The organism is Stutzerimonas tianxiuensis, assembly GCF_053470365.1.
Window position 1 is genome coordinate 32,473 of sequence record NZ_JBPVWS010000004.1, and the last position, 25,215, is coordinate 57,687.

The 25,215-nt window shown below is 60.2% G+C and carries 23 protein-coding genes and 1 tRNA gene; 18 read left to right on the plus strand and 6 right to left on the minus strand.

Going from position 1 to position 25,215, the window contains the following annotated elements; genetic code table 11:
* Positions 1–15: 15 nt before the first annotated feature.
* The 3 genes from ACSSNI_RS06740 to ACSSNI_RS06750 are packed head-to-tail and all read right to left on the minus strand — an operon-like array spanning position 16 to position 2,471.
* Complete coding sequence (locus ACSSNI_RS06740; protein WP_200636406.1) at positions 16–786, minus strand: DnaJ domain-containing protein; 771 nt, start codon at positions 784–786, stop codon at positions 16–18.
* Entirely contained in the window at positions 787–1,452 is a 666-nt protein-coding gene (gene murU / locus ACSSNI_RS06745; RefSeq protein WP_200636405.1) for an N-acetylmuramate alpha-1-phosphate uridylyltransferase MurU, read from the minus strand.
* Complete coding sequence (locus ACSSNI_RS06750) at positions 1,449–2,471, minus strand: aminoglycoside phosphotransferase family protein (protein ID WP_200636404.1); 1,023 nt, start codon at positions 2,469–2,471, stop codon at positions 1,449–1,451. The genes murU and ACSSNI_RS06750 overlap by 4 nt, the downstream gene beginning before the upstream one ends.
* A gap of 131 nt (positions 2,472–2,602) precedes the next feature.
* Here ACSSNI_RS06750 and ACSSNI_RS06755 point away from each other — a divergent pair, with 131 nt between their 5' ends.
* From ACSSNI_RS06755 to ACSSNI_RS06805, 11 genes are all read left to right on the plus strand, one after another.
* Positions 2,603–5,365 carry an LPS-assembly protein LptD gene (locus tag ACSSNI_RS06755; protein WP_200636403.1) on the plus strand — a complete coding sequence of 921 codons (2,763 nt, stop codon included), beginning with the start codon at positions 2,603–2,605 and terminating at the stop codon, positions 5,363–5,365.
* Entirely contained in the window at positions 5,346–6,653 is a 1,308-nt protein-coding gene (locus ACSSNI_RS06760; protein ID WP_200636402.1) for a peptidylprolyl isomerase, read from the plus strand. Before ACSSNI_RS06755 ends, ACSSNI_RS06760 begins: the two co-directional genes overlap by 20 nt.
* An 86-nt stretch (positions 6,654–6,739) precedes the next feature.
* Positions 6,740–7,723: a 4-hydroxythreonine-4-phosphate dehydrogenase PdxA gene (gene pdxA, locus ACSSNI_RS06765; protein WP_200636401.1), complete on the plus strand. Its 984-nt coding sequence runs from the start codon at positions 6,740–6,742 to the stop codon at positions 7,721–7,723.
* Between the two features lie 291 nt (positions 7,724–8,014).
* Positions 8,015–8,812 carry a 16S rRNA (adenine(1518)-N(6)/adenine(1519)-N(6))-dimethyltransferase RsmA gene (gene rsmA, locus ACSSNI_RS06770; protein ID WP_200636400.1) on the plus strand — a complete coding sequence of 266 codons (798 nt, stop codon included), beginning with the start codon at positions 8,015–8,017 and terminating at the stop codon, positions 8,810–8,812.
* A gap of 25 nt (positions 8,813–8,837) precedes the next feature.
* A complete protein-coding gene (gene apaG, locus ACSSNI_RS06775) occupies positions 8,838–9,221 on the plus strand; it encodes a Co2+/Mg2+ efflux protein ApaG (protein ID WP_148923825.1) in 384 nt (127 codons plus the stop codon).
* Entirely contained in the window at positions 9,218–10,039 is an 822-nt protein-coding gene (locus ACSSNI_RS06780) for a symmetrical bis(5'-nucleosyl)-tetraphosphatase (protein ID WP_200636398.1), read from the plus strand. The genes apaG and ACSSNI_RS06780 overlap by 4 nt, the downstream gene beginning before the upstream one ends.
* Positions 10,036–10,365: a thiosulfate sulfurtransferase GlpE gene (glpE, locus tag ACSSNI_RS06785; RefSeq protein ID WP_148923827.1), complete on the plus strand. Its 330-nt coding sequence runs from the start codon at positions 10,036–10,038 to the stop codon at positions 10,363–10,365. The genes ACSSNI_RS06780 and glpE overlap by 4 nt, the downstream gene beginning before the upstream one ends.
* A 270-nt stretch (positions 10,366–10,635) precedes the next feature.
* On the plus strand, positions 10,636–12,558 hold the full coding sequence (locus ACSSNI_RS06790; protein WP_159969146.1) for a PrkA family serine protein kinase: 1,923 nt from the start codon (positions 10,636–10,638) through the stop codon (positions 12,556–12,558).
* Between the two features lie 93 nt (positions 12,559–12,651).
* Complete coding sequence (locus ACSSNI_RS06795; protein WP_046162877.1) at positions 12,652–13,923, plus strand: YeaH/YhbH family protein; 1,272 nt, start codon at positions 12,652–12,654, stop codon at positions 13,921–13,923.
* 10 nt (positions 13,924–13,933) lie between these two features.
* Positions 13,934–15,487 (plus strand): SpoVR family protein, encoded by a 1,554-nt coding sequence (locus tag ACSSNI_RS06800; RefSeq protein ID WP_148923829.1) that lies wholly within the window; start codon positions 13,934–13,936, stop codon positions 15,485–15,487.
* A gap of 93 nt (positions 15,488–15,580) precedes the next feature.
* Complete coding sequence (locus ACSSNI_RS06805) at positions 15,581–16,798, plus strand: multifunctional CCA addition/repair protein (RefSeq protein WP_200636396.1); 1,218 nt, start codon at positions 15,581–15,583, stop codon at positions 16,796–16,798.
* A 56-nt stretch (positions 16,799–16,854) separates the two neighbouring features.
* Here ACSSNI_RS06805 and folK read toward each other — a convergent pair whose 3' ends face one another.
* Together folK and folB are read right to left on the minus strand one after the other, a co-directional pair.
* Positions 16,855–17,391, minus strand: coding sequence for a 2-amino-4-hydroxy-6-hydroxymethyldihydropteridine diphosphokinase (gene folK / locus ACSSNI_RS06810; protein WP_148923831.1), 537 nt, complete (start codon positions 17,389–17,391; stop codon positions 16,855–16,857).
* Positions 17,382–17,735: a dihydroneopterin aldolase gene (folB, locus tag ACSSNI_RS06815; RefSeq protein ID WP_102837367.1), complete on the minus strand. Its 354-nt coding sequence runs from the start codon at positions 17,733–17,735 to the stop codon at positions 17,382–17,384. Before folB ends, folK begins: the two co-directional genes overlap by 10 nt.
* A gap of 75 nt (positions 17,736–17,810) precedes the next feature.
* Here folB and plsY point away from each other — a divergent pair, with 75 nt between their 5' ends.
* Entirely contained in the window at positions 17,811–18,380 is a 570-nt protein-coding gene (gene plsY, locus ACSSNI_RS06820; RefSeq protein WP_200636394.1) for a glycerol-3-phosphate 1-O-acyltransferase PlsY, read from the plus strand.
* A gap of 11 nt (positions 18,381–18,391) precedes the next feature.
* Here plsY and tsaD read toward each other — a convergent pair whose 3' ends face one another.
* The gene (gene tsaD, locus ACSSNI_RS06825; protein ID WP_200636392.1) at positions 18,392–19,417 is read right to left on the minus strand and encodes a tRNA (adenosine(37)-N6)-threonylcarbamoyltransferase complex transferase subunit TsaD; all 1,026 of its coding nucleotides are present in this window, start codon (positions 19,415–19,417) and stop codon (positions 18,392–18,394) included.
* 196 nt (positions 19,418–19,613) lie between these two features.
* Here tsaD and rpsU point away from each other — a divergent pair, with 196 nt between their 5' ends.
* From rpsU to ACSSNI_RS06855, 6 genes are all read left to right on the plus strand, one after another.
* Entirely contained in the window at positions 19,614–19,829 is a 216-nt protein-coding gene (rpsU, locus tag ACSSNI_RS06830; protein ID WP_003283508.1) for a 30S ribosomal protein S21, read from the plus strand.
* Between the two features lie 138 nt (positions 19,830–19,967).
* Entirely contained in the window at positions 19,968–21,902 is a 1,935-nt protein-coding gene (gene dnaG, locus ACSSNI_RS06835) for a DNA primase (RefSeq protein ID WP_200636390.1), read from the plus strand.
* Positions 21,903–21,969: 67 nt separating this feature from the next.
* Positions 21,970–23,826, plus strand: coding sequence for an RNA polymerase sigma factor RpoD (rpoD, locus tag ACSSNI_RS06840; RefSeq protein ID WP_200636388.1), 1,857 nt, complete (start codon positions 21,970–21,972; stop codon positions 23,824–23,826).
* Between the two features lie 118 nt (positions 23,827–23,944).
* Positions 23,945–24,021: transfer RNA gene (locus ACSSNI_RS06845), tRNA-Ile, on the plus strand.
* 189 nt (positions 24,022–24,210) lie between these two features.
* Positions 24,211–24,366, plus strand: a complete 156-nt coding sequence (locus ACSSNI_RS06850) for a helix-turn-helix domain-containing protein (RefSeq protein WP_200636386.1) — start codon at positions 24,211–24,213, stop codon at positions 24,364–24,366.
* Between the two features lie 317 nt (positions 24,367–24,683).
* Entirely contained in the window at positions 24,684–25,211 is a 528-nt protein-coding gene (locus ACSSNI_RS06855; RefSeq protein WP_234484321.1) for a PAAR domain-containing protein, read from the plus strand.
* Positions 25,212–25,215 lie beyond the last annotated feature (4 nt).

A 25,215-nucleotide genomic window follows, 5' to 3' on the forward strand; every position in this document is an offset into this window, starting at 1 on the left:
CCCCACCGGCTCGCGTTAGCGAAAGCCCCGCCGCTCGCGGATCAGGCTGTAGGCATGGTGCAGTTCGCGGGTCCGCTCAGTTGCCTCGCGCACCTCAATGGCAGTGGCACCGGCACCGGCCTGCTTATCGGGGTGATGCTTGCTGAGCAGACGCCGATAGGCCCGTTTGATGGCCTGCGGCTCGCTGTCCGCACGCACCCCGAGCAACCGCAATGCCTGTTCGTACGCGCCACCGGGGTTGCTCGGCGCACCCTGGCGGCGACCCCCGTGCTCATCCAGCGCTGCCACCGCTACAGAATCCCAGCCCATCCACTTGCCCCAGAGCATGATCAGCTCGTGCTCACGTGCATCGATCTGGCCCTGAGCCCTGGCCATGCGCCAACAGGCCTGGAGGATCGCCTTCGTTTCATCCTGACGCCCTCTCAGGCGCTGCAGTGGCTCGCGCAAGCCGTCCGTACTGGATTTCCCGCGATAGAACGCATCGATCGCCACCCGCTGCTGAGAGGGAGTCAACCGCAGCCGGCGCATTTCGTTGCGGGCAGCCTGAATATGTGACTCGCTGATCCGTCCGCTGCTTTTCGCCAGGCGCCCAAGTAGATAGAACAGCAAGTCGCTGCCTTGCATCCTGGGGGCGACGCGTGAAAGCAATCGCCGAAAGCTGGCCCAAGAGTCGAGCCCGAAGCGGCGGTCCAGCACCTGCCCGATCAGCGCGCCCAACAGCGCGCCCGGAATGCTCGCCAGCAGCCAACCGACCAGTGCGCCCAGGAAAGTGATTGGCCAGAACATCTAGTGCTGTGCCTCAAGGATGCGCTCAAGCTCAGCCAGACGCTCATGCGTCCCGACGTCGATCCAGCGCCCGCCGTGATATTCGCCGCTCAGCTTTCCGTCAGCCAAGGCCAGGCGCAGCAGCGGCGCGAGTTTGAAGGACCCAGCCGTGCATCCGGCGAACAACTGCGGACTGAGCACGGCGATGCCGCTGTAGGTGAGTCTTGCGGCCTCCTCGTCACCGACGCAGCCGTCGACCAGGCTGAAATCGCCCTTGGGGTGATGCATTGGGTTGTCTACCAGCACCAGGTGCGCCAAACCTTCAAGCGGCCGTTTCAGCGCGCTGAAATCGTAGTCAGTCCAGATGTCGCCATTGACCACTAAAAAAGGCTCCGTTCCCAGCAGCGGCAAGGCACGGTGAATCCCGCCGCCGGTCTCCAGCGGCTCGCCCTCCGCTGAGTACTGGATTCGGACTCCCAGGCGCCGACCGTCACCGAGGTGCGCCTCGATCTGCTGGCCCAGCCAGGCGTGATTAATCACCAGTTCATTGATGCCGGCCTCGGCCAGTGCGCGGATGTGGTATTCAATCAGCGGCACGCCGCCCGCCCGGACCAATGGCTTGGGAGTGTGCAAGGTCAGGGGGCGGAGGCGCTCGCCCTTGCCGGCCGCGAGGATCATCGCTTTCATGATGAGGCAGGCTCCTTTGGCAGCCCCTGTAGCAGCTGTTTGAGATCATCCAGTTCAGGTCGGCGCGCCAGCACTGTGTCGAGATAAGCGAAGAAACGCGGCACATCACTCAGGTAACGCGGCTTGCCGTCGCGGTGACAAATGCGCGAAAAGATGCCGATGACCTTGAGGTGGCGCTGCAGCCCCATCAGATCGCTGGCGCGATGGAACTCGGCAAAGCTCTCCTGCACCGGTATGCCGCGCGCACGAGCGGCGTCCCAGTAACCCTGCAGCCAGCCAAGCACCCGCTCTTCCGGCCAGCTTAGAAAGGCGTCCTTGAACAGCGAAGTAATGTCATAGGTGACCGGGCCGATCACAGCATCCTGGAAATCCAACACGCCGGGGTTGGGCTGGCTGAGCATCAGGTTGCGTGGCATATAGTCGCGATGCACCAGCACGGTTGGCTGGGCTAGCGCAGAGTCGATCAGCACCCGACAGGTCCTTTCCCACAACTGCTGTTCATCCGCCGTGAAGCTGTGGCCCAGATGCCGCTGGACGTACCACTCAGGAAACAGCTGTAGCTCGCGGCGCAGCAGCGCTTCGTCATAAGAGGGCAGGGCTGCTGGCTTGGCATTGGCCTGGAAGGTGATGAGCGCCGAAATGGCGTCCGTAAAGAGCTCATCCGCATTGTCGGCGTCGATCACATCCAGATAGGTTTGACGGCCCAGATCGCTGAGCAGCAAGAAGCCGCGGTCGAGGTCAGCCGCCAGAATTTCCGGCACATGCACGCCAGACTCGGCCAGCATTGCCGCGATGTCCACGAACGGCTGGCAGTTCTCCTGGGGCGGCGGCGCGTCCATCAGGATGAAGCTGCGCGGGGCTGCCTCCCAGCGGAAGTAGCGACGAAAACTGGCGTCACTGCTGGCCGCAACCAGCGACACCTCGGGGACTTCGCCCCAGCCGCGGCGAGCGAAAAGCGCCTGGAGATGAGGCTCCAGCCAGGCGTTCAGGTCCAGCAGACGTTGATCATGTTGCGGCATATCAGGGGCTCTCCACGGCGCTAGCCGATAGGCGGGTCATGCTTTATTATCCAGCATCTTTTTCAGCCCATCGAGAGGCGTGCGGCCCAGCCCGGCCGATGGCTCGCCGCAAGCACGGACCAAAAAACAAGATGGCAGTCAAATATCCCGCTTTTCGTAAAAAATTCCCTCTATTGGTAACCGGCGGCCTGCTCGCACTGCAACCTGTAGCGACGCCCTTGGTTATCGCAGCCGAACAGTTCGCCTGCCAACCGGGTGCCGATGGTGGTTGGAATTGCGCCGCGGATGCGGCCAGCCCGGCCTTGCCGCCGCGCCCGACTCACCGCGGTGCTGCCACTGAAACCACCAGCGCCCAGCCCAGAGCCAGCAAAGCCGAGCGCCAGGCGGCCACCACCAAGCTGGTCACCGAAAGCAAGGGGCGAGCGTTGGTCTCTCGCAGCGCCGACTACAGCCATCTGGATTGGGTGCCGCGTGATCAGCTGACCAATGCACAACTGGCCGAGACAGGGCCATATTGTGCCGGCACCTATGTTGAACCGAACCGCCCCGGTCAGTTCGACGACACACCGATGAGCGAGGCGCCGACCTACGTCTCGGCCAAGGCAACCCGTTACGAGCAGCAGCAGGAAATTGCCACGCTGGCCGGCGACGTGGTACTTCGCCAGGGCAGCATCCAGGCCGAAGCCGACGAAGCCAGTCTGTACCAGTTGGAAAATCGCGGCGAACTGAAAGGCAATGTCCGCCTGCGTGATGGCGGCGCACTGATGGTCGGTGATCGCGCCGAGCTGTTCCTCGACACCGGTGAAGCTCAGGTCGAGAACGCGGAATACGTGGTCCATGAAGGCAAGGTTCGAGGCAGTGCGCTGTACGCCAAGCGTACCGACGACGCCATCATCCGCCTCAAGGACGGAACCTATACACGCTGCGAACCAGGCGATAACGATTGGTACCTGCAGGGCAACAACGTCACCCTCAACCCGGCCACCGGCTTCGGCTCGGCGACCAACGTGACGCTGCGGGTCAAGGGTGTCCCGGTGTTCTATACGCCCTACATCTATTTCCCAATCGATGATCGCCGTCAGTCCGGCTTCCTGGCGCCGAGCATCAGCTCATCCAGCGATACGGGCCTGTCGCTGATCACGCCCTACTATTTCAACCTGGCGCCGAATTTCGACGCCACGCTCTACCCGAACTACATGACTGATCGCGGCCTGCTGATGGAAGGCGAGTTCCGCTACCTGACGCGCCGCAGCGAAGGCCAGTTCGGCGCCGCCTACCTTGACGACAGCAACGACGAGCGCAAGCTGCAGTCGGAATACGAAGACCAGCGCTGGATGTACAGCTGGCAACACCGTACCGGCCTGGACACCCGCTGGCTGGCAGAAGTCGATTACACCGACATCAGCGACCCCTATTACTTCCAGGACCTGGACACCCAACTGGGTATCGATCAGCCGGACCACCTCGACCAGCGCGGCACCCTGAGTTACCGCGCACCGTCCTACACTGCGCAGCTGAACGTTCACGCCTACGAGCGCGCCACCATTGCCGACATCACACCTTACGAGCGCCTGCCGCAGCTGACCTTGAATGGCGCACTGCCCTTCCAGCCAGGTGGGCTGCGGGTTGCCTACGACACCGAGTTCGTCAGTTTCCAGCGCAGCCTGCGCAGTGGTTATTTCACGGATCAGGATGGCAACACGGGAACACCCGAGCAGCTCTGGTATGACGCGCGGCTTGCCGGACTGAACCGTGCTGAGGGCGAGCGTCTTCACCTCGAGCCCGGGGTTAGCCTGCCGCTCGATTGGAGCTGGGGCTTCGTCCGCCCATCGCTGAAATACGCGTACACCAAGTACGACCTGACGTTGGATAACACCGGCCGCAGTCAGGTAAGCGATTTCAATGATTCGCCCGACCGCAGCGTACCGATCTTCAGCGTCGACAGCGGCTTGTATTTCGACCGCGACACCCAGTGGTTCGGCAAGGATTACCGCCAGACCCTCGAGCCACGGATGTTTTACCTGTACGTTCCAGAAGAGGACCAGGACGACATTCCAGTCTTCGACACCGGCGAAAACACCTTCAGCTATTCCTCGCTGTGGCGTGAAAACCGCTTCTCCGGCAAGGATCGAATCGGCGACGCCAATCAGCTTTCGCTGGGCGTCACAAATCGCTGGATCGAGCCGAACGGACTGGAGCGTCAGCGCTTGAGCGTTGGCCAGATCATCTACTTCCGCGACCGCGAAGTGCAGTTGCCGAATCTTGAGGATCGTCCAGGTTCGACATCGGACGTCTCGCCATACGCCCTCGAGTACATGTATCGCTACAACCGCGACTGGCGCTTTACCTCGACATTCAACTGGGACCCGGACGAAGGCCGCACCCACTCAGGCAGCGCCATGTTCCATTACCAGCCGGCTGACAACCCGCGGAAGATCGTCAACTTCGGCTACCGCTATCGCAACGACACGGTACGATTCGACCAAGCCACCGGCGAGTGGGCCTATGGCGGCGACTACGGCGTGCCGGGCTCGCCTGAATACATCGAGGATTACTACAAGATCAACCAGCACGACATCTCCACCATCTGGCCGATCCTGCCGCAGTGGAGCGTGATCGCACGCTGGCAGCACGACTACAGCCGCAACCGCACACTGGAGGCCTTCGGGGGCTTCGAGTACGACAGTTGCTGCTGGAAGCTGCGCCTGATCAACCGCTACTGGATCGATTACGACGAAACCAGTCTCAACCCATCGCAGAACGATGAGCCGGACAACGGCATCTTTCTGCAAATCGTCCTCAAGGGACTCGGCGGCGTGTTCGGCAGCTCGACCGAGACATTCCTCGACGAAGGCATACAAGGTTACCGTGAACGTGAAGATCAAGCTTTCTGATTACCTGCGCCCCCTGCTGGCGGGCGCCCTTCTGCTGGGCAGCGCGACTGCTGCCCTGACCGCGTCGGCCGAGGTTCAACAGCTCGACCGCATCGTCGCGATTGTCGACAACGACGTGATCATGCAAAGCCAGCTGGACCAGCGGACCCGCGAAGTCCAGCAGACCATCGAGAAACGCGGCGCGGAAATGCCGCCCGCGGACGTCATGCAACAACAGGTGCTGGAGCGGCTGATCACCGAAAATCTGCAGCTGCAGATCGGCGATCGCTCGGGCATTCGCATCTCCGATGAAGAACTCAACCAGGCAATGAGCACCATCGCTCAGCGCAACAACATGACCCTGGACCAGTTCCGAGCGGCTCTGGAGCGTGACGGCCTGAGCCTCGATACCGCCCGCGAGCAGATTCGCCGAGAAATGGTCATCAGCCGGGTGCGCCAGCGCAGAATTGCCGAACGTGTCCAGGTGTCGAACCAGGAGGTGGAAAACTTCCTGGCCTCTGACCTCGGCAAATTGCAGCTGTCGGAAGAATACCGACTGGCCAATATCCTGATACCAGTGCCGGAGTCGGCTGATTCGGCGACGATCCAGGCGGCTGAAAAAACCGCGATGGATACCTACCAGCAGCTTCAGCAAGGCGCTGACTTCGCCAAACTGGCTGTCTCGCGTTCGGCCAGTGAAAACGCACTGGAAGGTGGCGACATGGGCTGGCGCAAGGCGGCTCAACTGCCGCCCCCCTTCGACACCGAAGTCAGCACCCTGTCGGTCGGCGACGTCACCCGACCCGTGCGTACTCCGCCGGGTTTCATCTTGCTGAAAGTGCTCGACAAGCGTGGCGGTGATACTCAGGTACGTGACGAGGTCCATGTTCGTCATATCCTGATCAAGCCCAGCCAGATCCGCAGCGAAGAAGAAAGCCGACGCCTGATCCAGCGACTGCGTGACCGCATCCAGGCCGGCGAGAGCTTTGCCGAACTGGCGAAAAACTTCTCCGAAGACCCAGGCTCGGCGCTGAACGGCGGCGACCTCAACTGGATCGACCCCAGCTCGCTGGTTCCCGAGTTCCGTGAGGTCATGGCCAACACGGCGAGTGGGCAGCTGTCCGAACCCTTCAAGACGCCGTATGGCTGGCACATTCTGGAAGTGCTCGGGCGCCGCGCCACCGATGCCAGCGAAGAGTTTCGCGAGCAACAGGCATTGTCCTTGTTGCGCAACCGTAAATACGAAGAAGAACTGCAGAACTGGCTACGCCAGATTCGCGACGAAGCCTACGTCGAGATCAAGATCTGACAGGCTTCAAGTAGCTACTCTGCAATGCCTAAACGGGCCGGCCAATCGGCCGGCCCGTTTCTTTTCATCCGTATGAAGGCAACAACATGACCACCAAACGTTTCGCCCTGACGCCCGGCGAGCCCGCCGGTATTGGTCCCGACCTCTGTCTGTTGCTCGCACGCAACAGCCATCCACACGCCCTGATCGCCATCGCCAGTGCCGAGCTGCTACGCACTCGTTCAGCAGAGCTCGGGCTGGACATCACCCTGCTTGAAGTCGCGCCGGGCAACTGGCCGAACCAGCCGGCACCCGCCAACAGCCTGTATGTCTGGAACACACCGCTCGGTGCACCAGCCATAAGCGGCCAGCTCACCCCAGCAAACGCCGACTACGTTCTGGCCACGCTGACCCGAGCCGGTAAGGGATGCCTCGATGGCAGCTTCGCCGGCATGATCACTGCGCCGGTGCACAAAGGCGTGATCAACGAGGCAGGTATCCCTTTTTCAGGACACACCGAATTTCTCGCGGAGCTGACGGGCACCGGGCAGGTCGTCATGATGCTGGCCACCCGAGGGTTGCGGGTTGCTCTGGTCACCACCCACCTGCCGCTCAAGGATGTGCCGGCCGCCATCACCACCGAGCGCCTGCAGCGTGTGACGCGGATATTGCACGCCGATCTGGTGGAAAAATTCGGCATCGCCCGGCCGCGGATTTTGATCTGTGGGCTCAACCCCCATGCTGGCGAGGGCGGACATCTGGGCCGTGAGGAAGTCGAGATCATCGAACCGACGCTGGAGGTGCTGCGGCGCGATGGGCTCGATCTGATCGGCCCGCTGCCGGCCGACACGCTGTTCACGCCCAAACACCTCGATCACTGCGACGCGGTGCTGGCGATGTACCACGACCAGGGCTTACCGGTGCTCAAGTACAAGGGTTTTGGCGCGGCCGTCAATGTCACTCTCGGGCTACCTATTGTGCGAACCTCAGTCGATCACGGCACCGCCCTGGACCTTGCGGGCACGGGCCAGATCGATACCGGCAGCCTGCAAGTGGCACTGGAGACGGCGTATGAGATGAGCGGCAGCTAGACCAGCAATCAGCACAGTATCCAGGTGAGGAGTAGGCTGCGCTCAGGCTACGGCTACAACCGAGGCGGATCCGACAAACTACGGGGCGGCTGGAACCTACCGGACACCAAGATTTCGGTCCAGGATTTGCAATGGACTGCTTCTGAACTCTCCTGCGTGTCTGCAGACGGCAATGGCTCGTACTGCCCTTATCGGCGGGGCACTCGCCTCGGCTATCGCAGCTGCTAAACTGCGGGCCTTTTCGCCCCCAGCTTCAAGCCTCGTGCTTAGCTGCTCCTGAGACTGCTGTATATGTCCGAGAATTACCAACATCGCGCGCGCAAGCGTTTCGGCCAGAACTTCCTTCACGATGCAGGCGTAATCCATCGCATTCTTCGCTCCATCCATGCCAAACCGGGTGAGCGGATCGTCGAGATCGGCCCTGGCCAGGGCGCGCTGACCGAAGGATTGCTCGACAGCGGTGCACACCTCGACGTGGTCGAGCTGGACCTGGACCTGATCCCGATCCTCCAGCAGAAATTTTCCGAGCGCGAAAACTTTGCGCTCAATCAGGGTGATGCGCTGAAGTTCGACTTCTCACGGCTCAGCCAGGAGCCAGGCAGCCTGCGCATCGTCGGCAATCTGCCCTACAACATTTCCACACCGCTGATCTTTCATCTGCTCGATCACGCCAGTCTGATTCGCGATATGCATTTCATGCTGCAGAAGGAAGTGGTCGAGCGCCTGGCCGCAGTGCCAGGCGGCGGTGACTGGGGTCGGCTGTCGATCATGGTGCAGTACCACTGCCGCGTCGAACACCTGTTCAACGTAGGCCCTGGCGCGTTCAATCCGGCGCCGAAGGTTGACTCGGCCATCGTGCGCCTGGTCCCGCATGAGGTGTTGCCGCACCCGGCACGCGATCACCGGCAGCTGGAGACCGTGGTTCGCCAGGCTTTCAACCAGCGCCGCAAGACCCTGCGAAACACGCTCAAAGGGCTGCTGGACGCTGACGCAATCGCTGCCGCCGACGTCGATGGCAGCCTGCGCCCGGAACAGCTGGACCTCGCCGCGTTCGTAAGACTATCGGATCAATTATCTGCCCGCGGCTGAAAGCGACCACGCGAAGGAGCACGCCATGTCTGAAGACCTCCGCTACAGGATCGACGTCACGGTCCGCCCAGCCTATCTGGCTGACCAGTCACAGCCAGAGCAAAACCGCTTTGCCTTTGCCTATACCGTAACCATTGAAAACAACGGCCAACTCACTGCGCAGCTGCTGTCCCGCCATTGGATCATCACGGACGGAGACGGTCAGGTGCAGGAGGTACAAGGCGAAGGCGTGGTCGGTGAGCAGCCGGTGCTAGCCCCCGGCCATCGACACGTCTACACCAGTGGCACGCTGATGGCTTCGCGCGTCGGCACGATGCAGGGCAGTTATCAGATGCTTGCCGAAGACGGACACCGCTTCGATGCCACGATCGCGCCGTTTCGGCTGGCCGTCCCGGGAGCCTTGCATTGACTACCTACGCTGTTGGCGACCTGCAAGGTTGCCTGGAACCCCTGCTTTGCCTGCTCAAGCAAGTCGATTTCAGCCCTTCTCGTGACTGCCTATGGCTGGCGGGAGATCTGGTTAACCGCGGCCCTCAATCGCTCGAAGCGCTGCGCTTCGCGCGCGATCTGGGCAGCTCAGGTGTGACCGTCCTGGGTAACCATGACCTCCATCTGCTGGCCGTGACGCACAAGGTCGAGCGGCTGAAGAAGTCCGATACGCTCCAGCCGATCCTTGATGCACCCGACCGAGCCGATCTGATCTTCTGGCTACGTCAGCAGAAACTGGTCCACCACGATGCCGAGCGCCAGGTCACCATGGTTCACGCCGGCATTCCTCCGCAATGGACATTGAGCAAATCCCTGCGGCGGGCGGCAGAGGTCGAGCAGGCGCTTCGCGATGACGCCATGCTGCAACCCTTCCTCGACGGGATGTACGGTAATCAGCCGGCGAAATGGAGTAAGGAGCTAAACGGTATCCCGAGGCTGCGGCTGATCACCAACTACTTCACCCGGATGCGCTTCTGCAAAGCCGACGGGACCCTGGACCTCGAAGCCAAAGAAGGGCTCGACTCGGCGCCCACAGGGTTCGCCCCTTGGTTCAGCCACCCCACTCGCAAAACCCGCGGCGAGAAGATCATTTTCGGCCACTGGGCGGCACTCGAAGGCAACTGCGACGAGCCGAACGTATACGCGCTGGACACTGGCTGCGTATGGGGCAACTCCATGACACTGATGAACATCGACAGCAACGAACTGTACAGCTGCGACTGTGAGGCCAAGCCATGACTGACTTCAAACGTATTTCGCCCGAGCAGGCGCAATCGCTGCGCGGTGAAGGCGGTGTGTTCGTCGACATTCGCGATCCGGACAGCTTCGCCAATGGTCACGTCACCGGCTCGACACATCTGGACAATCAATCTTTGCCAGACTTTATCGCGGCTGCTGATCTCGACCGACCGCTGGTAGTCGTCTGCTACCACGGCAACTCCAGCCAGAGTGCAGCCGCCTACCTCGCCAACCAGGGTTTCTCAGACGTCTACAGCCTTGACGGTGGCTTCGAACTTTGGCGACAGGCGTTTCCGCAAGAAACTGAACAGGGCGATCCCGCCTGAAAAAATCACCCTCTCAAAGCCGCAGATAATGCGGCCTTGAGCCTCCCTTCCGACGAAACGCAGCGGCAAAAACGTCACTCCCCCCTTGAACTTGCTGAATCCGAACTATCCTTCAGTGCAGGCCATCCAAACAGGTGGAAGTCGTGCAGCGGCTACCGGGCCTCAGTTTCGACCATCAGGTGTTCGGGGGAACTCCACAGGCCGGTAAGTCGGCCGTACCTGAATGCATGATGACAACACCGGCTCCGAGCATCGTCCGAGGTGAAGTCAATGAGCATTTTCAGCCATTTCCAGCAACGATTCGAAGCAACCCGTCAGGAAGAGTATTCGCTTCAGGAATACCTCGACCTGTGCAAGGAAGACCGGGGAACCTACGCAACTGCAGCCGAACGCCTGTTGATGGCAATTGGCGAGCCTGAACTGATCGACACGTCTGCCGACTCGAGACTGTCGCGGATTTTCTCCAACAAGGTTATCCGTCGGTACCCTGCCTTTGAAGACTTCCACGGGATGGAAGATTGCATCGACCAGATCGTTTCCTATTTCCGCCACGCCGCGCAGGGCCTGGAGGAAAAGAAGCAAATTCTCTATTTGCTAGGCCCGGTGGGCGGCGGCAAGTCATCGCTGGCCGAGAAGCTCAAGCAACTGATGGAGCGGGTGCCCTTCTATGCCATCAAGGGCTCGCCGGTGTTCGAGTCGCCGCTGGGGCTGTTCAACCCGGCTGAAGACGCACAGATCCTCGAAGAGGATTACGGCATTCCCCGTCGCTACCTCAGCTCCATCATGTCGCCCTGGGCCACCAAGCGGCTGCAGGAGTTCGGCGGCGATATCAGTCAGTTCCGCGTGGTCAAACTATACCCCTCGATCCTCAATCAGATCGCAGTGGCCAAGACCGAGCCAGGTGATGAGAACAACCAGGATATTTCTGCCCTGGTGGGCAAGGTCGATATCCGCAAGCTTGAGGAATTTCCGCAGAACGACGCCGACGCCTACAGCTACTCAGGCGCTCTGTGCCGTGCCAACCAGGGCATGATGGAATTCGTCGAGATGTTCAAGGCACCGATCAAGGTGCTGCACCCGCTGCTCACCGCAACCCAGGAGGGCAACTACAACAGCACCGAGGGCCTCGGCGCGATTCCCTACAACGGCATCCTGCTGGCTCACTCCAACGAGTCGGAATGGCATACCTTCCGCAACAACAAGAACAACGAAGCCTTCATCGACCGCATCTATATCGTCAAGGTGCCGTACTGCCTGCGGGTCACCGACGAGATCAAGATCTACGACAAGCTGCTGTTCAACAGCTCGCTATCGAAGGCCCATTGCGCGCCCGATACGCTGAAGATGCTGGCGCAGTTCTCGGTGCTGAGCCGCCTGAAGGAACCGGAAAACTCCAACATCTACTCGAAAATGCGCGTCTACGACGGTGAGAACCTCAAGGACACCGACCCCAAGGCCAAATCAATCCAGGAATACCGCGACACCGCCGGCGTCGACGAAGGCATGAATGGGCTCTCAACCCGCTTCGCCTTCAAGATCCTGTCCAAGGTGTTCAACTTCGATCCGCACGAGATCGCGGCCAACCCGGTTCACCTGCTGTACGTGTTGGAGCAGCAGATCGAACAGGAGCAATTCCCAGCCGAGGTGCGCGAGCGCTATCTGCGCTTCATCAAGGAATACCTGGCGCCGCGCTACGTGGATTTCATCGGCAAGGAAATCCAGACTGCCTATCTCGAGTCTTACAGCGAGTACGGTCAGAACATCTTCGACCGCTACGTGCTCTATGCGGATTTCTGGATTCAGGATCAGGAATACCGGGACCCGGAAACCGGCGAAATTCTCAACCGTATGGCGCTCAACGAAGAACTGGAGAAGATCGAGAAGCCGGCCGGCATCAGCAACCCAAAGGACTTCCGCAACGAGATCGTCAACTTCGTGCTGCGCGCGCGCGCCAACAACAACGGCAAGAACCCATCCTGGCTCAGCTACGAGAAGCTGCGCGTGGTGATCGAGAAGAAAATGTTCTCCAACACTGAGGACCTGCTTCCAGTCATCAGCTTCAACGCCAAGGCCAGCAAGGAAGATCAGAAAAAGCACAACGACTTCGTCGTTCGCATGGTCGAGCGCGGTTACACCGAGAAGCAGGTACGCCTGCTTTCGGAATGGTATCTGCGCGTACGTAAATCGCAGTAAGAGCAGCTGAGGGCATGGAGTCGGAGCCGGAAGCAGATGCAACACGCTTCCGGCTCCAGGCTCAGGACTTCCAGCTCAGCCCGGAGGGCTCGTATGAGTTACGTGATCGACCGCCGTTTGAACGGCAAGAACAAAAGCACGGTCAATCGCCAGCGCTTCTTGCAGCGATACCGAGGACACATCAAAAAGGCCGTGGAAGAGGCCGTTGGACGCCGCTCCATTACCGACATGGAGCACGGCGAGCAGATCAGTATTCCCGGCCGAGACACCGATGAACCGATCCTTCACCACGGACGTGGCGGTCGGCAAACGATCGTTCATCCGGGTAACAAGGAATTCATCGCCGGTGAGCGCATACCTCGGCCACAAGGCGGTGGCGGCGGCCAGGGGGCTGGTCAGGCCAGCAACAGCGGCGAAGGCATGGATGACTTTGTCTTTCAGATTACCCAGGAAGAGTTCCTCGACTTCATGTTCGAGGATCTGGAATTGCCCAATCTGGTCAAACGCCACCTTACCGGTACCGACACCTTCAAGACAGTCCGCGCCGGCATCAGCAACGAAGGCAATCCGTCCCGTATCAACATCGTTCGAACCCTGCGCTCGGCGCATGCGCGCCGTATCGCCCTATCGGGTAGCAGCCGCGCCAAGCTGCGCGAGGTCAAGGCCGAACTGGCGCGACTCAAGCTGGAAGAACCCGCCAACTTCACTGACATCCAGGCCGCTGAAGAAGAAATCGAGCGGCTCAGTGCCCGCATTCACCGGGTGCCATTCCTCGACACGTTCGACCTCAAGTACAACCTGCTGGTGAAACACCCGAACCCCAGCTCCAAGGCTGTGATGTTCTGCCTGATGGACGTGTCCGGTTCGATGACTCAGGCCACCAAGGACATCGCCAAGCGTTTCTTCATCCTCTTGTACCTGTTCCTCAAGCGAAACTACGACAAGATCGAGGTGGTGTTCATTCGTCACCACACCAGTGCCAAGGAAGTCGACGAAGAAGAGTTTTTCTATTCGCGCGAAACTGGCGGCACCATCGTCTCCAGCGCTCTGAAAATGATGCAGGAGATCATGGCCGAGCGTTATCCGGCCAATGAGTGGAATATCTATGCAGCGCAAGCATCGGACGGCGATAACTGGAACGACGATTCACCGGTTTGCCGGGACATCCTGATCAATCAGATCATGCCGTTCGTCCAGTATTTCTCCTACGTTGAAATCACCCCTCGCGAACATCAGGCGCTGTGGTACGAATACAACCAGGTGGCCGAGGCCTTCGGCGACTCGTTCGCCCAGCAGCAGCTGGTAACGGCGGGGGACATCTATCCAGTGTTCCGCGAACTGTTCCAGCGGCGCATGGCTAGCTGAGGTAAGCGACATGAAACGACAGCCCATTTCCACCGGCTCGGAATGGACCTTCGACCTGATCCGCACCTACGACCGCGAGATCGGCCGGATCGCTGAACGCTACGCGCTCGACACCTACCCCAACCAGATCGAGGTCATCACCGCTGAACAGATGATGGATGCCTATGCCTCGGTAGGCATGCCACTGGGCTATCACCACTGGTCATACGGCAAGCATTTCCTCAGCACGGAGAAATCCTACACCCGCGGCCAGATGGGCCTGGCGTACGAGATCGTGATCAACTCTGATCCCTGTATCGCCTATCTCATGGAAGAAAACACCATCACCATGCAAGCGCTGGTGATCGCCCATGCCAGCTACGGCCATAACAGCTTTTTCAAAGGCAATTACCTCTTCCGCACCTGGACCGACGCCAGCTCGATCATCGATTACCTGGTGTTCGCCAAGCAGTACATCACCCAATGCGAAGAGCGCCACGGTATCGACGCGGTCGAGGATCTGCTCGATTCCTGCCACGCGCTGATGAACTACGGCGTGGATCGCTACAAGCGCCCCTATCCGATTTCCGCAGAGGAAGAACGCCGGCGACAGAAGGATCGTGAAGAGCATCTGCAAAAGCAGATCAACGATCTCTGGCGGACCATTCCCAAATTTGGTGAGAAGGAAGATGAGCGCCAGCGAGACCAGCGCTTTCCGGTCGAACCGCAGGAGAACATCCTCTACTTCATCGAAAAGCATGCGCCGCTGCTGGAACCCTGGCAGCGCGAGGTGGTGCGAATCGTGCGCAAGATCGCGCAGTATTTCTATCCGCAGCGCCAGACGCAGGTGATGAACGAGGGTTGGGCGACCTTCTGGCATTACACGCTTCTGAACGACCTCTACGATGAAGGCCTGGTCACCGATGGCTTCATGATGGAGTTCCTGCAGTCGCACACCAGCGTCATTTATCAGCCCGGCTTTGACAGCCCCTACTACAGCGGCATCAACCCCTACACCCTGGGCTTCGCGATGTACCAGGACATCCGCCGGATTTGCGAGCACCCGACCGACGAAGACAAACGCTGGTTCCCGGATATTGCAGGCAGCGACTGGCTCACCACGGTGAAGTTCGCGATGAACAACTTCAAGGATGAAAGCTTCATCTTGCAGTTCCTCTCGCCCAAGGTCATCCGCGACCTCAAGCTGTTCAGCATCCTCGATGATGACCACAAGGACGAGCTGCTGGTCCCCGCCATCCACGACGAAAACGGCTATCACGCCATCCGCGAACTGCTGGCAGCGCAATACAACCTCGGCAATCGCGAACCCAATGTGCAGGTCTGGAGCGTCGATCGCCGCGGAGATCGCTCGTTGACCCTGCGCCACCAGCAACACGATCGCAAGCCCTTGGGCGGCTCGACCGATGAGGTTCTCAAGCACTTGCACCGGCTCTGGGGCTTCGACGTGCACTTACAGTCGATGCAGGACGATAAGCTGATCGCTACCCACCACATGCCGCCAAGGACCGAGCCGGATGTCGAGGCCAAGTACCCCGGCATGAACCTGGCGCTGCCGCCCATCTGACGGTCGTCAATCGCGGTAAATCGAGGCCCCGAGAGCAGTCGCAGCTTGCTGCCTCGGGGCATTCGTTTATCCTCCGCCGCAACGGAGGGTTGCATGCAAATCTATAAAGTCGGCGGAGCGGTACGTGACCGGTTGTTGGGACGCCCAGTGACAGAAGTGGACTGGGTGGTAGTCGGCTCCAGTGCCGAGGAGATGCAGGCCAAGGGCTTTCGCCCGGTAGGTGCGGATTTTCCGGTGTTCCTCCACCCTGTCACCGGCGAGGAATACGCATTAGCCCGCACCGAGCGTAAAAGCGGTCGGGGTTACGGTGGATTCACCTTCTATGCCAGCCCCGAAGTGACTCTCGAAGAAGACCTGATCCGCCGCGACCTGACCATCAACGCCATGGCCGAGGATGAGCAGGGCCAACTGACCGACCCCTACGGCGGCCAGGCCGATCTCGCGGCTCTCCAGCTCAGGCACGTATCCCCCGCGTTCGCCGAAGATCCATTGCGCGTGTTGCGCGTGGCGCGCTTTGCTGCGCGTTATGCCGAGCTCGGCTTTACCGTCGCGCCCGAAACCCAGATGCTGATGCGTCAGCTCGCCGAATCGGGGGAGCTACTGGCGTTGACACCGGAGCGTAGCTGGAAGGAAATTTCCCGCGCGCTGATGGAGCCGCGTCCGGACGTATTCGTGCAGGTGCTGCGCGACTGCGGCGCGCTGAAGGAACTGTTTCCAGAAGTCGATCAATTGTTCACCTCAACAGCGCCGCTCAAGGATGGTGCTCAGACCGGTAAGCACACGCTCAAGGTGCTACATAGGTGCGCCATCCAGGCTCAACCATTAAGTGTGCGCTGGGCCTGTCTGCTCATGCCGTTGGGCCAACCCCAGAACCTCGATACCCCAGGCCCGGCACCGACCCAAGCAGCCGCGACAACGATCGACGTCATCAATGCACGCTACAAGGTGCCACGAGAGTGCCAGGAGCTGGCCAGACTGGTCGGCAAATTCCACCAACTCGGCCACCAGGCGATGTCGCTGCCAGCGCTAACGCTGTTCGAGTTGCTGCAGCATTTCGATATCTACCGCCGCCCGGAGCGCTTCGAACAGTTTGTTGCCTGCTGCGCCATGGACGCGCAGAGTCGTCACGAAGGGCATCCCTATCCGCAAGCCGAATATCTGCGCGGCGCTGCCGAGCACGTTCGCGCCGTGCAGGTAAAACCACTTATTGATCAAGGTTTCAAGGGTGCCGAGCTGGGCGAAGCTCTCAAGCGTGAACGGCTCGAAGCCGTCCGCCAATACCAGCGTCTTCAGCAGCACGACGCCAACTGATCAGCACCGGTTACCGCGCCGCAAGCCGAAGCAACGGAAGGTTAGCGCCGGCAACGCTAGCGCTGATCTGCGGCGAGCAACAACGACGCCGGCGTCAGCTCCTCGCCTTTCCACTGGAAACGCACGGGCCACAGCTGCTGCTCGATGTCCGCCTCCTGCCACAGCTCAGCAAAGCGTCGCCCCGCCTCGGGGTGGACGACATCCGGCGCCAGCAATGCCAATGGCCAGAGCACGAAGGCGTTCTTCAGCGTCTCCGGCCGCGGCAGCTGCAAGCCGTGAAAATTGCCCTGCAAGTCGCCATACATCAACACATCGATATCCAGCGGCAGACCTTTGCGGTCAGGCGCGTAGCGTCCATTGTCCGCTTCGATGAACTTGAGCCGTCGGTCTAGCTCCATCAAGGGCAAGTCGGTGTTACCGGAAACGACGAGATTGTAGAAATGGTCGCCCTTATAGCCCACAGCAAGGCTTTCAAAAACGGGCGAGCAGCGCATCTCTCCGAGCAGCTTTTCCAGCGCATCGAGACCAGCAGTCAGATTCCGTTTACGTTGGTTATTGCTGCCGAGCCCCAGCAGTACGCGCGTCAGAGACATCCGCGTTCGATCTCCACACCTAACGCTTTGGCGCGCGGGTTGACCCCAGGCTTGGTCACCCGAAGCCGCAGCCAGGGAATGCCGAACTGGCTCATCAGAGTGCCAGCCAAGCGTTCGGCAAAGGTTTCCACCAGTTCGAAACGTGACGCCTGCGCGAATCGATCGATGGCGGCAGTCACTTCGGCGTAGTCCAACGCTTTGTCCAGTTCGTCATTTTGCGCGGCAGGTCGAATGTCCCAGCCAAGGGTCAGGTCCAGACGCAGGCATTGGCGAATGCCACGCTCCCAATCATAAGCGCCGATCAGCGTATCCACTTCCAGCCCTTCGATGAAAACTGTATCCACGCAACGTTCTCCCACGGCACGACAACTTCTCTACAGGCCGTTAGACTCAGGAGCTCCCTGCCCCGGATGGATGCCATGTTCTGGCAATTAGCACTGCTCGCCTATCTGACCGGCTCGCTTTCATTCGCCATTCTACTCAGTCGCCTGACCGGTGCACCCGATCCCCGTGCAAGCGGTTCCGGCAATCCCGGCGCCACCAACATGCTGCGCCTGGCCGGCAGAGGCCTGGCCATCAGCACCCTGTTCGGCGATTTGCTCAAAGGCCTGCTGCCGGTGCTGCTTGCCGCCGCACTGGGCCTGACGATCGAGCAACAAGCCTGGATTGGCCTTGCCGCCGTACTGGGCCACTCATATCCGCTGTACTTCCACTTCCGTGGGGGCAAAGGCGTGGCCACCGCCGCTGGCGTCTTGCTTGGCCTGCATCCCGCAACGGCATTGCTGGCGCTGCTCATCTGGCTGGCTGTTTTCACATTGTCACGCACCAGTTCACTGGCCGCACTGGTCGCACTACCGCTCTGCCTGCCCTTTCTTGCCTGGATGCAACCTACGGCGCTTTGGCCTATGGCATTGCTGGCCGCGCTCGTCGCCTGGCGTCACCGTAACAACCTGCGCGACCTGTCTAAAGGCAGAGAGCGACATTTTTAAGCTAACCGGCGTCAAATCGCCGGAAGCGTTTCCATTGGCCAGCGCGCCTGTACCGAAATCTCGGGACCATCCTGCTGGCCAGCCAGCAAACGCTGGCAGCCGGCGTAGGCAATCATCGCCCCATTGTCGGTACAGAAACGCGGACGGGCATAGAACACCCGCCCTTTCAGTTCGGCGAGCATCCTTTCCAGACTCTGGCGCAATGCCGTATTGGCGCTCACGCCACCGGCGATGACCAGACTGTGCAAACCCGTCTGCAGCAGAGCACGTCGACATTTGATGGTCAGCGTATCGACAACGGCTTGCTGAAAAGCCAGCGCGATATCGCAGCGGGTCTGCTCGCCCTCATCGCCGGCACTCTGGCGTTGCTGCCAGGTCGTCAGGGTGGACGTCTTGAGGCCGCTGAAACTGAAATCGAGCCCGGGGCGATCGGTCATTGGTCGGGGAAAAGTGAAACGACCCGGCGTGCCGCGCTCGGCAAGCGCTGCGATCTCGGGACCGCCGGGATAGCGTAGCCCCATCAGCTTCGCCGTCTTGTCGAACGCTTCTCCGGCGGCGTCGTCCACTGATTCGCCCAGCAGTTCATAGCGGCCAATGCCATCGACTCGAACCAGCTGTGTGTGCCCACCGGAAACCAGCAACGCAACGAAGGGAAACGCCGGAGGCTGTTCTTCGAGCATTGGCGCCAGAAGGTGCCCTTCCATATGGTGAACCCCCACTGCAGGCACACCCCAAGCAAACGCCATTGCCTGGGCGCAGGAGGCGCCAACCAACAGCGCCCCGACCAGACCAGGGCCTGCCGTGTAGGCCACCGCATCGATTTGACTCGATTCGCGCCCGGCTTCCTCAAGCACCTGACGGATCAATGGCAGCATCCGTTTGACGTGATCACGGGACGCCAGCTCTGGCACCACCCCGCCATAGACGCGGTGCAGATCGATCTGACTGAACAGGGCGTCGGCCAGCAGGCCGTGCTCGCTGTCATATAGCGCGACGCCGGTCTCGTCGCATGAAGTTTCCAGCCCCAGTACCAACATGGGCACGACCTTCCAAAGAAGCGAATGAAGCCGCGCATATTAATCGCCGGGGCCAGCGACCGACCAGCGCTTTTCGATCAGGGGGCTTTGCAATCCACGCGGCAAGGCGTTAACATCCGCAACCCTTAAAACCAGCGTGCTCGCGATATTTGCCGAAGCGCGTTGTAACCGGTAAACAAGTGAAGGTACGTCCTGGATGCCCAACGTTAAAGTTAAAGAGAACGAACCATTCGACGTAGCTCTGCGTCGCTTCAAGCGCTCTTGCGAAAAGGCCGGTGTTCTGGCCGAAGTCCGCAGCCGTGAGTTCTACGAAAAGCCTACTGCTGAGCGCAAGCGTAAAGCTGCTGCCGCAGTCAAGCGTCACGCCAAGAAAGTGCAGCGCGAACAGCGCCGCAGCGTTCGCCTGTACTGATCCAGTACAGCTGACGCTGCATCAAGCCCGGCCAATGCCGGGCTTTGCATTTGAAGGAGACTCCGCTTCGCTAACAGGCGAATGGCCGGAGTTTTTTTCATTCCGGCCTGAACACTGCGAGCGTATTCTCATACCCCTATGGCCGGCTTGATCCCGCAATCTTTCATTGACGACCTCCTCAACCGCTCTGACATCGTCGAAGTGGTGAGTTCGCGCATCCAACTAAAAAAAGCAGGCAAGAACTACACCGCCTGCTGCCCGTTCCACAAGGAAAAGACCCCATCCTTCAGCGTGAGCCCGGACAAGCAGTTCTACTACTGCTTTGGTTGTGGCGCTGGAGGCAACGCGCTCGGCTTCATCATGGATCACGACAGCCTCGAATTTCCGCAGGCAGTCGAGGAGCTGGCCAAGCGCGCCGGCATGGAAGTGCCGCGCGAAGAAAGCGGACCAGGGCGCAAACCACGCCAGCCCGTGGATTCGCCGCTGTATCCGCTGCTCGAATCCGCCGCCGAGTACTATCGGCAGTCTCTTAAGGGGCACCCGGCACGCAAGGCCGCGGTGGAATACCTGAAAGGACGCGGCCTTTCAGGCGTTATCGCAAGGGATTTCGGCCTCGGCTTCGCCCCACCCGGCTGGGACAATCTGATGAAGCACCTGGGCGGCGACGCCCTTCAACAAAAGGCAATGATTGACGCCGGGCTGCTGATCGAAAACGCCGAAACCGGCCGAAGCTATGACCGCTTCCGTGACCGGGTGATGTTCCCGATCCGCGACAGCCGCGGGCGCGTCATTGCCTTTGGCGGCCGTGTGCTGGGCGATGACAAGCCGAAATACCTGAACTCGCCGGAAACACCGGTATTTCATAAAGGCCAAGAGCTTTACGGGCTCTACGAGGCCCGCAAAACCAATCGCGACCTGGATGAAATCATGGTCGTAGAAGGCTACATGGACGTCATTGCACTGGCGCAGCAAGGGCTGCGCAATGCCGTCGCGACACTGGGCACAGCGACTAGCGACGAGCACCTCAAGCGGCTGTTTCGTATCGTACCCAGCGTACTGTTCTGCTTCGACGGTGACGCAGCCGGCCGCAAGGCCGCCTGGCGCGCCCTGGAATCGGCGCTGCCAAACCTGCAGGACGGCCGCCGCGCGCGTTTTCTGTTTCTGCCGGAAGGCGAAGACCCGGATAGCTTGGTGCGCCGCGAAGGCACCGACGCCTTCAGGGCTCGAATCCAGCAACAGGCGCAACCGTTGGCCGACTACTTCTTCCAGCAGCTCAGTGAAGAAGCCGACCCACGCTCACTGGAAGGCAAAGCCCACCTGGCGACCTTGGCGGCACCGCTCATCGAAAAAATCCCCGGCAACAACCTGCGAGCACTGATGCGGCAGCGCCTCGGGGAGATCACCGGTCTGCACAGCGAAGCACTCCAGCAGATGAGCACCGCAGCGCCGAGCGCCGCGCCGGAATATGACGACAGCATTTACTACGACACCGCCTCCGCGCACGACGAAGGCGACTATTACGCACCACCCACCCCACCCGAGCCAAAGCCCGGCAGCAAGAAAGAGTGGAAAAAGGACTGGAAAAAACCTGGCCAGCGTCCAGACTTTAAAAAGCCGCGTGCCCCAAGAACCCCCGCCGCAGTCGAACCACCGGCTCTGACAACGCTGCGCACCCTCCTACACCATCCGGAGCTCGCACAGAAAGTCGAAGATGTCAGCCACTTCGCGGCCGAAGACGACACTTACGCGCAGTTATTGGTCGCACTACTTGGAACCCTGCAGAAGAACCCCAAACTGCGCAGCCTGCAATTGATAGCTCGCTGGCATGGAACCGACCAAGGGCGCCTTTTACGCGCGCTTGCCGAGAAAGAATGGCTTATCTCGGCCGATAACCTTGAACAACAGTTTTTCGACACCATAACAAGCCTTGCTGCCAGACAACGCGAACGCAGCCTTGAAACGCTGCTACGTAAAGCTCGCCAGGGTGAACTCAGCGCAGAGGAGAAAGAGCAGCTGCGCAGCCTGCTAAATCGCAACTCAACACCCGCTATATCGACCTCAACTGGCGCGTGAGGTCCTTGCTCGGCTATAATGCTCAGCTTGTTTTCAGCCCGCCAGAACCGTCAGTGGATAGGGTTATATGTCCGGAAAAGCGCAACAGCAGTCCCGTCTCAAAGAATTGATCCAGCGTGGCCGTGAGCAGGGTTACCTGACTTACGCCGAGGTCAATGACCACCTACCGGAGGATATTTCCGATCCGGAACAGGTGGAAGACATCATTCGCATGATCAACGACATGGGTATCAATGTATTCGAGGTTGCCCCGGATGCCGATGCCCTGTTGCTGGCCGAAGCCGATACCGATGAAGCCGCAGCCGAAGAGGCCGCGGCGGCACTTGCCGCTGTCGAAACCGACATTGGCCGCACCACCGACCCCGTGCGCATGTACATGCGTGAAATGGGTACCGTCGAACTGCTGACCCGCGAAGGCGAAATTGAAATCGCCAAACGCATCGAGGAAGGCATTCGTGAGGTGATGAGTGCTATTGCCCATTTCCCGGGCACCGTCGACAGCATCCTTGCCGATTACGATCGCGTCACCTCCGAAGGTGGGCGTCTCTCCGACATTCTCAGCGGTTATATCGACCCTGACGATGACGGCGCAGCCGGCCCGCAGGCAGAAGTCGAGCCAGTTACACCGCAGACAGCGGCAAAGCCGGCCGGTGACGACAAGGACGACGAAGACGAAGACGATTCTGACAGCGAAGAAGAAGAAGGCGATGGCGGTCCGGATCCGGAAGTTGCCCGCATTCGCTTCGGCGCAGTCGCTGAACAGCTCGACGTCGCCAAGAAGGCGCTGAAGAAGCATGGACGCGGCAGCCAGCAGGCGACCGATGCCCTGCAGGAACTGGCCATCCTGTTCATGCCGATCAAGCTCATCCCCAAGCAGTACGATGCGCTGGTAGAACGTGTACGCGACGCCCTGGCCCAGATCCGAGCCCAGGAACGCGCGATCATGCAGATCTGCGTTCGCGACGCACGCATGCCGCGCGCAGACTTCCTGCGCCAGTTTCCTAACAATGAAACTGACCTTGATTGGGCCGATAAGCTGGCTAGCGGCAAGAGCAAGTACGCCGAAGCCATTGCTGCACGCAAGGAAGACATTCAGCGCTGCCAGCAGAAGCTGCTCGCACTGGAAGAGGAATGCGTACTGGCGATTGCCGACATCAAGGACATCAACCGTCGGATGTCGATCGGTGAAGCCAAGGCTCGCCGCGCCAAGAAAGAGATGGTCGAGGCCAACCTGCGTCTGGTTATCTCGATCGCCAAAAAGTACACCAACCGCGGCCTGCAATTCCTCGACTTGATCCAGGAAGGCAACATCGGCCTGATGAAAGCGGTCGACAAGTTCGAATACCGCCGCGGCTACAAGTTCTCGACCTACGCCACCTGGTGGATTCGCCAGGCGATCACTCGCTCCATTGCCGACCAGGCGCGGACCATCCGCATCCCGGTCCACATGATCGAGACGATCAACAAGCTCAACCGCATCTCCCGTCAGATGCTGCAGGAAATGGGCCGCGAGCCCACGCCTGAAGAGCTCGGCGAACGCATGGAAATGCCCGAGGACAAGATCCGCAAGGTACTGAAGATCGCCAAAGAGCCGATCTCCATGGAAACCCCGATCGGCGACGACGAAGACTCGCATCTGGGGGACTTCATTGAAGACTCCGCCATGCAATCGCCGATCGACGTGGCGACCGTGGAGAGCCTCAAGGAAGCCACTCGCGAAGTGCTGTCCGGCCTCACCGCACGGGAAGCCAAGGTACTGCGCATGCGCTTCGGCATCGACATGAACACCGACCACACCCTTGAGGAAGTCGGCAAGCAGTTCGATGTCACCCGCGAGCGAATCCGGCAGATCGAAGCCAAGGCGCTGCGCAAGCTGCGCCACCCGACGAGAAGCGAGCATCTGCGCTCCTTCCTCGACGAGTAAACCAGAACCCCCGGCCCGCGCCGGGGGTTTTGCATTTCTGGCCTATCAAAACAGCCCTGCACGCACAGCTTCGCTTGGCGCACGCGCAACACCACCGGTATAATCCGCCCGCCTCTGAGGGCCTATAGCTCAGTTGGTTAGAGCAGAGGACTCATAATCCTTTGGTCCACGGTTCGAGTCCGTGTGGGCCCACCAACTCCAAAGCCGCGCATTGCGCGGCTTTTTCATGCGCGATGGAAAAGCCGCATCGCCAGCCCGATACGCTCCAAGGTACGAGTGCAGTCCCGTTCGCCTGTAACGCTTGGAGCACGCTCCACATCGTCAAGCATCGATCGCTCTGGCGTCTCCGAAAATGCTGAAACGGGGGCGCGCATTGATGCAAAGATGAGCCAGCCGGCGGTGGCCCACCGCGCAGGCGTTTCGCGCTCCACGGTGGCGTGCATCGAAACACTGGCCAAAGGCGATATAGGCATCTCAGTACGGGTTCAGCTGCCGGAAGCGACAGGCTATGTCGTCAAGCTGGCTAATGCCGGACAGTAACGCACGTCTAAAGGCATCCTCGACGAGCGCTGAACGCCATAAAAAGGCCGCGCTGATCAAGCTCACTCGAAACAAGCAGCCGGCTGGAGTTAGGCAGCGAGCTGAATCTCCACCGTTATTCGGCTCACGCGATGAGCCGAATAGGCTCGCTAATCGGCTCACGAATAACACCTCCGAATGACAAGGTATGGATCAATACTCTAGGCATGCTGCGGGGACGCCTGCCGGATACCAACACTTCGAACAGTGACCTCGACCACATCGAGAGTCACCGATACCGCCCAGAATGCGCACCCCATGCACAAGGACGTTCAACCATGGCCAAACCCGCCGCTCGACTTACCGATCTAAATGCCTGTCCAAAAACCGGGCACGGCACTAACGCCACCACCAGCGGCTCTCCTAACGTATTGATCAATGGGTTGCCCACTCTGAGGGTCGGGGACAGTACGGCCTGTGGAGATGCGGTTGCCGAAGGTATCGGTAGCATCTTGATCAACGGCCAGCCCATCGCCTTTCTGGGCAGCGCCACCGCTCACGGCGGGGTTATCGTTACCGGCTCTGGAGATGTCCTGGTCGGAACCCAATCGGGCAGTGCACCCTTCACCGCACCTGAGGTTTTACCCCGGCACAGCGAGCAATATCAGCTGATCGACAGCACGACCGGCCAGCCTGTCGAGGACGCGCTGTATTGCGTGGAGTGTGCCGACGGCCAGCGTTTCGTCGGGTACACCAACGCCTATGGCAATACCGAGCGCGTGTTTACCAACGACCCGCAGGCCGTGGTCGTTCGCTGGGGACGGGATGCGGCCAAGCACCTCAAGCAACAGGGCATTCGCTTCTAAGGAC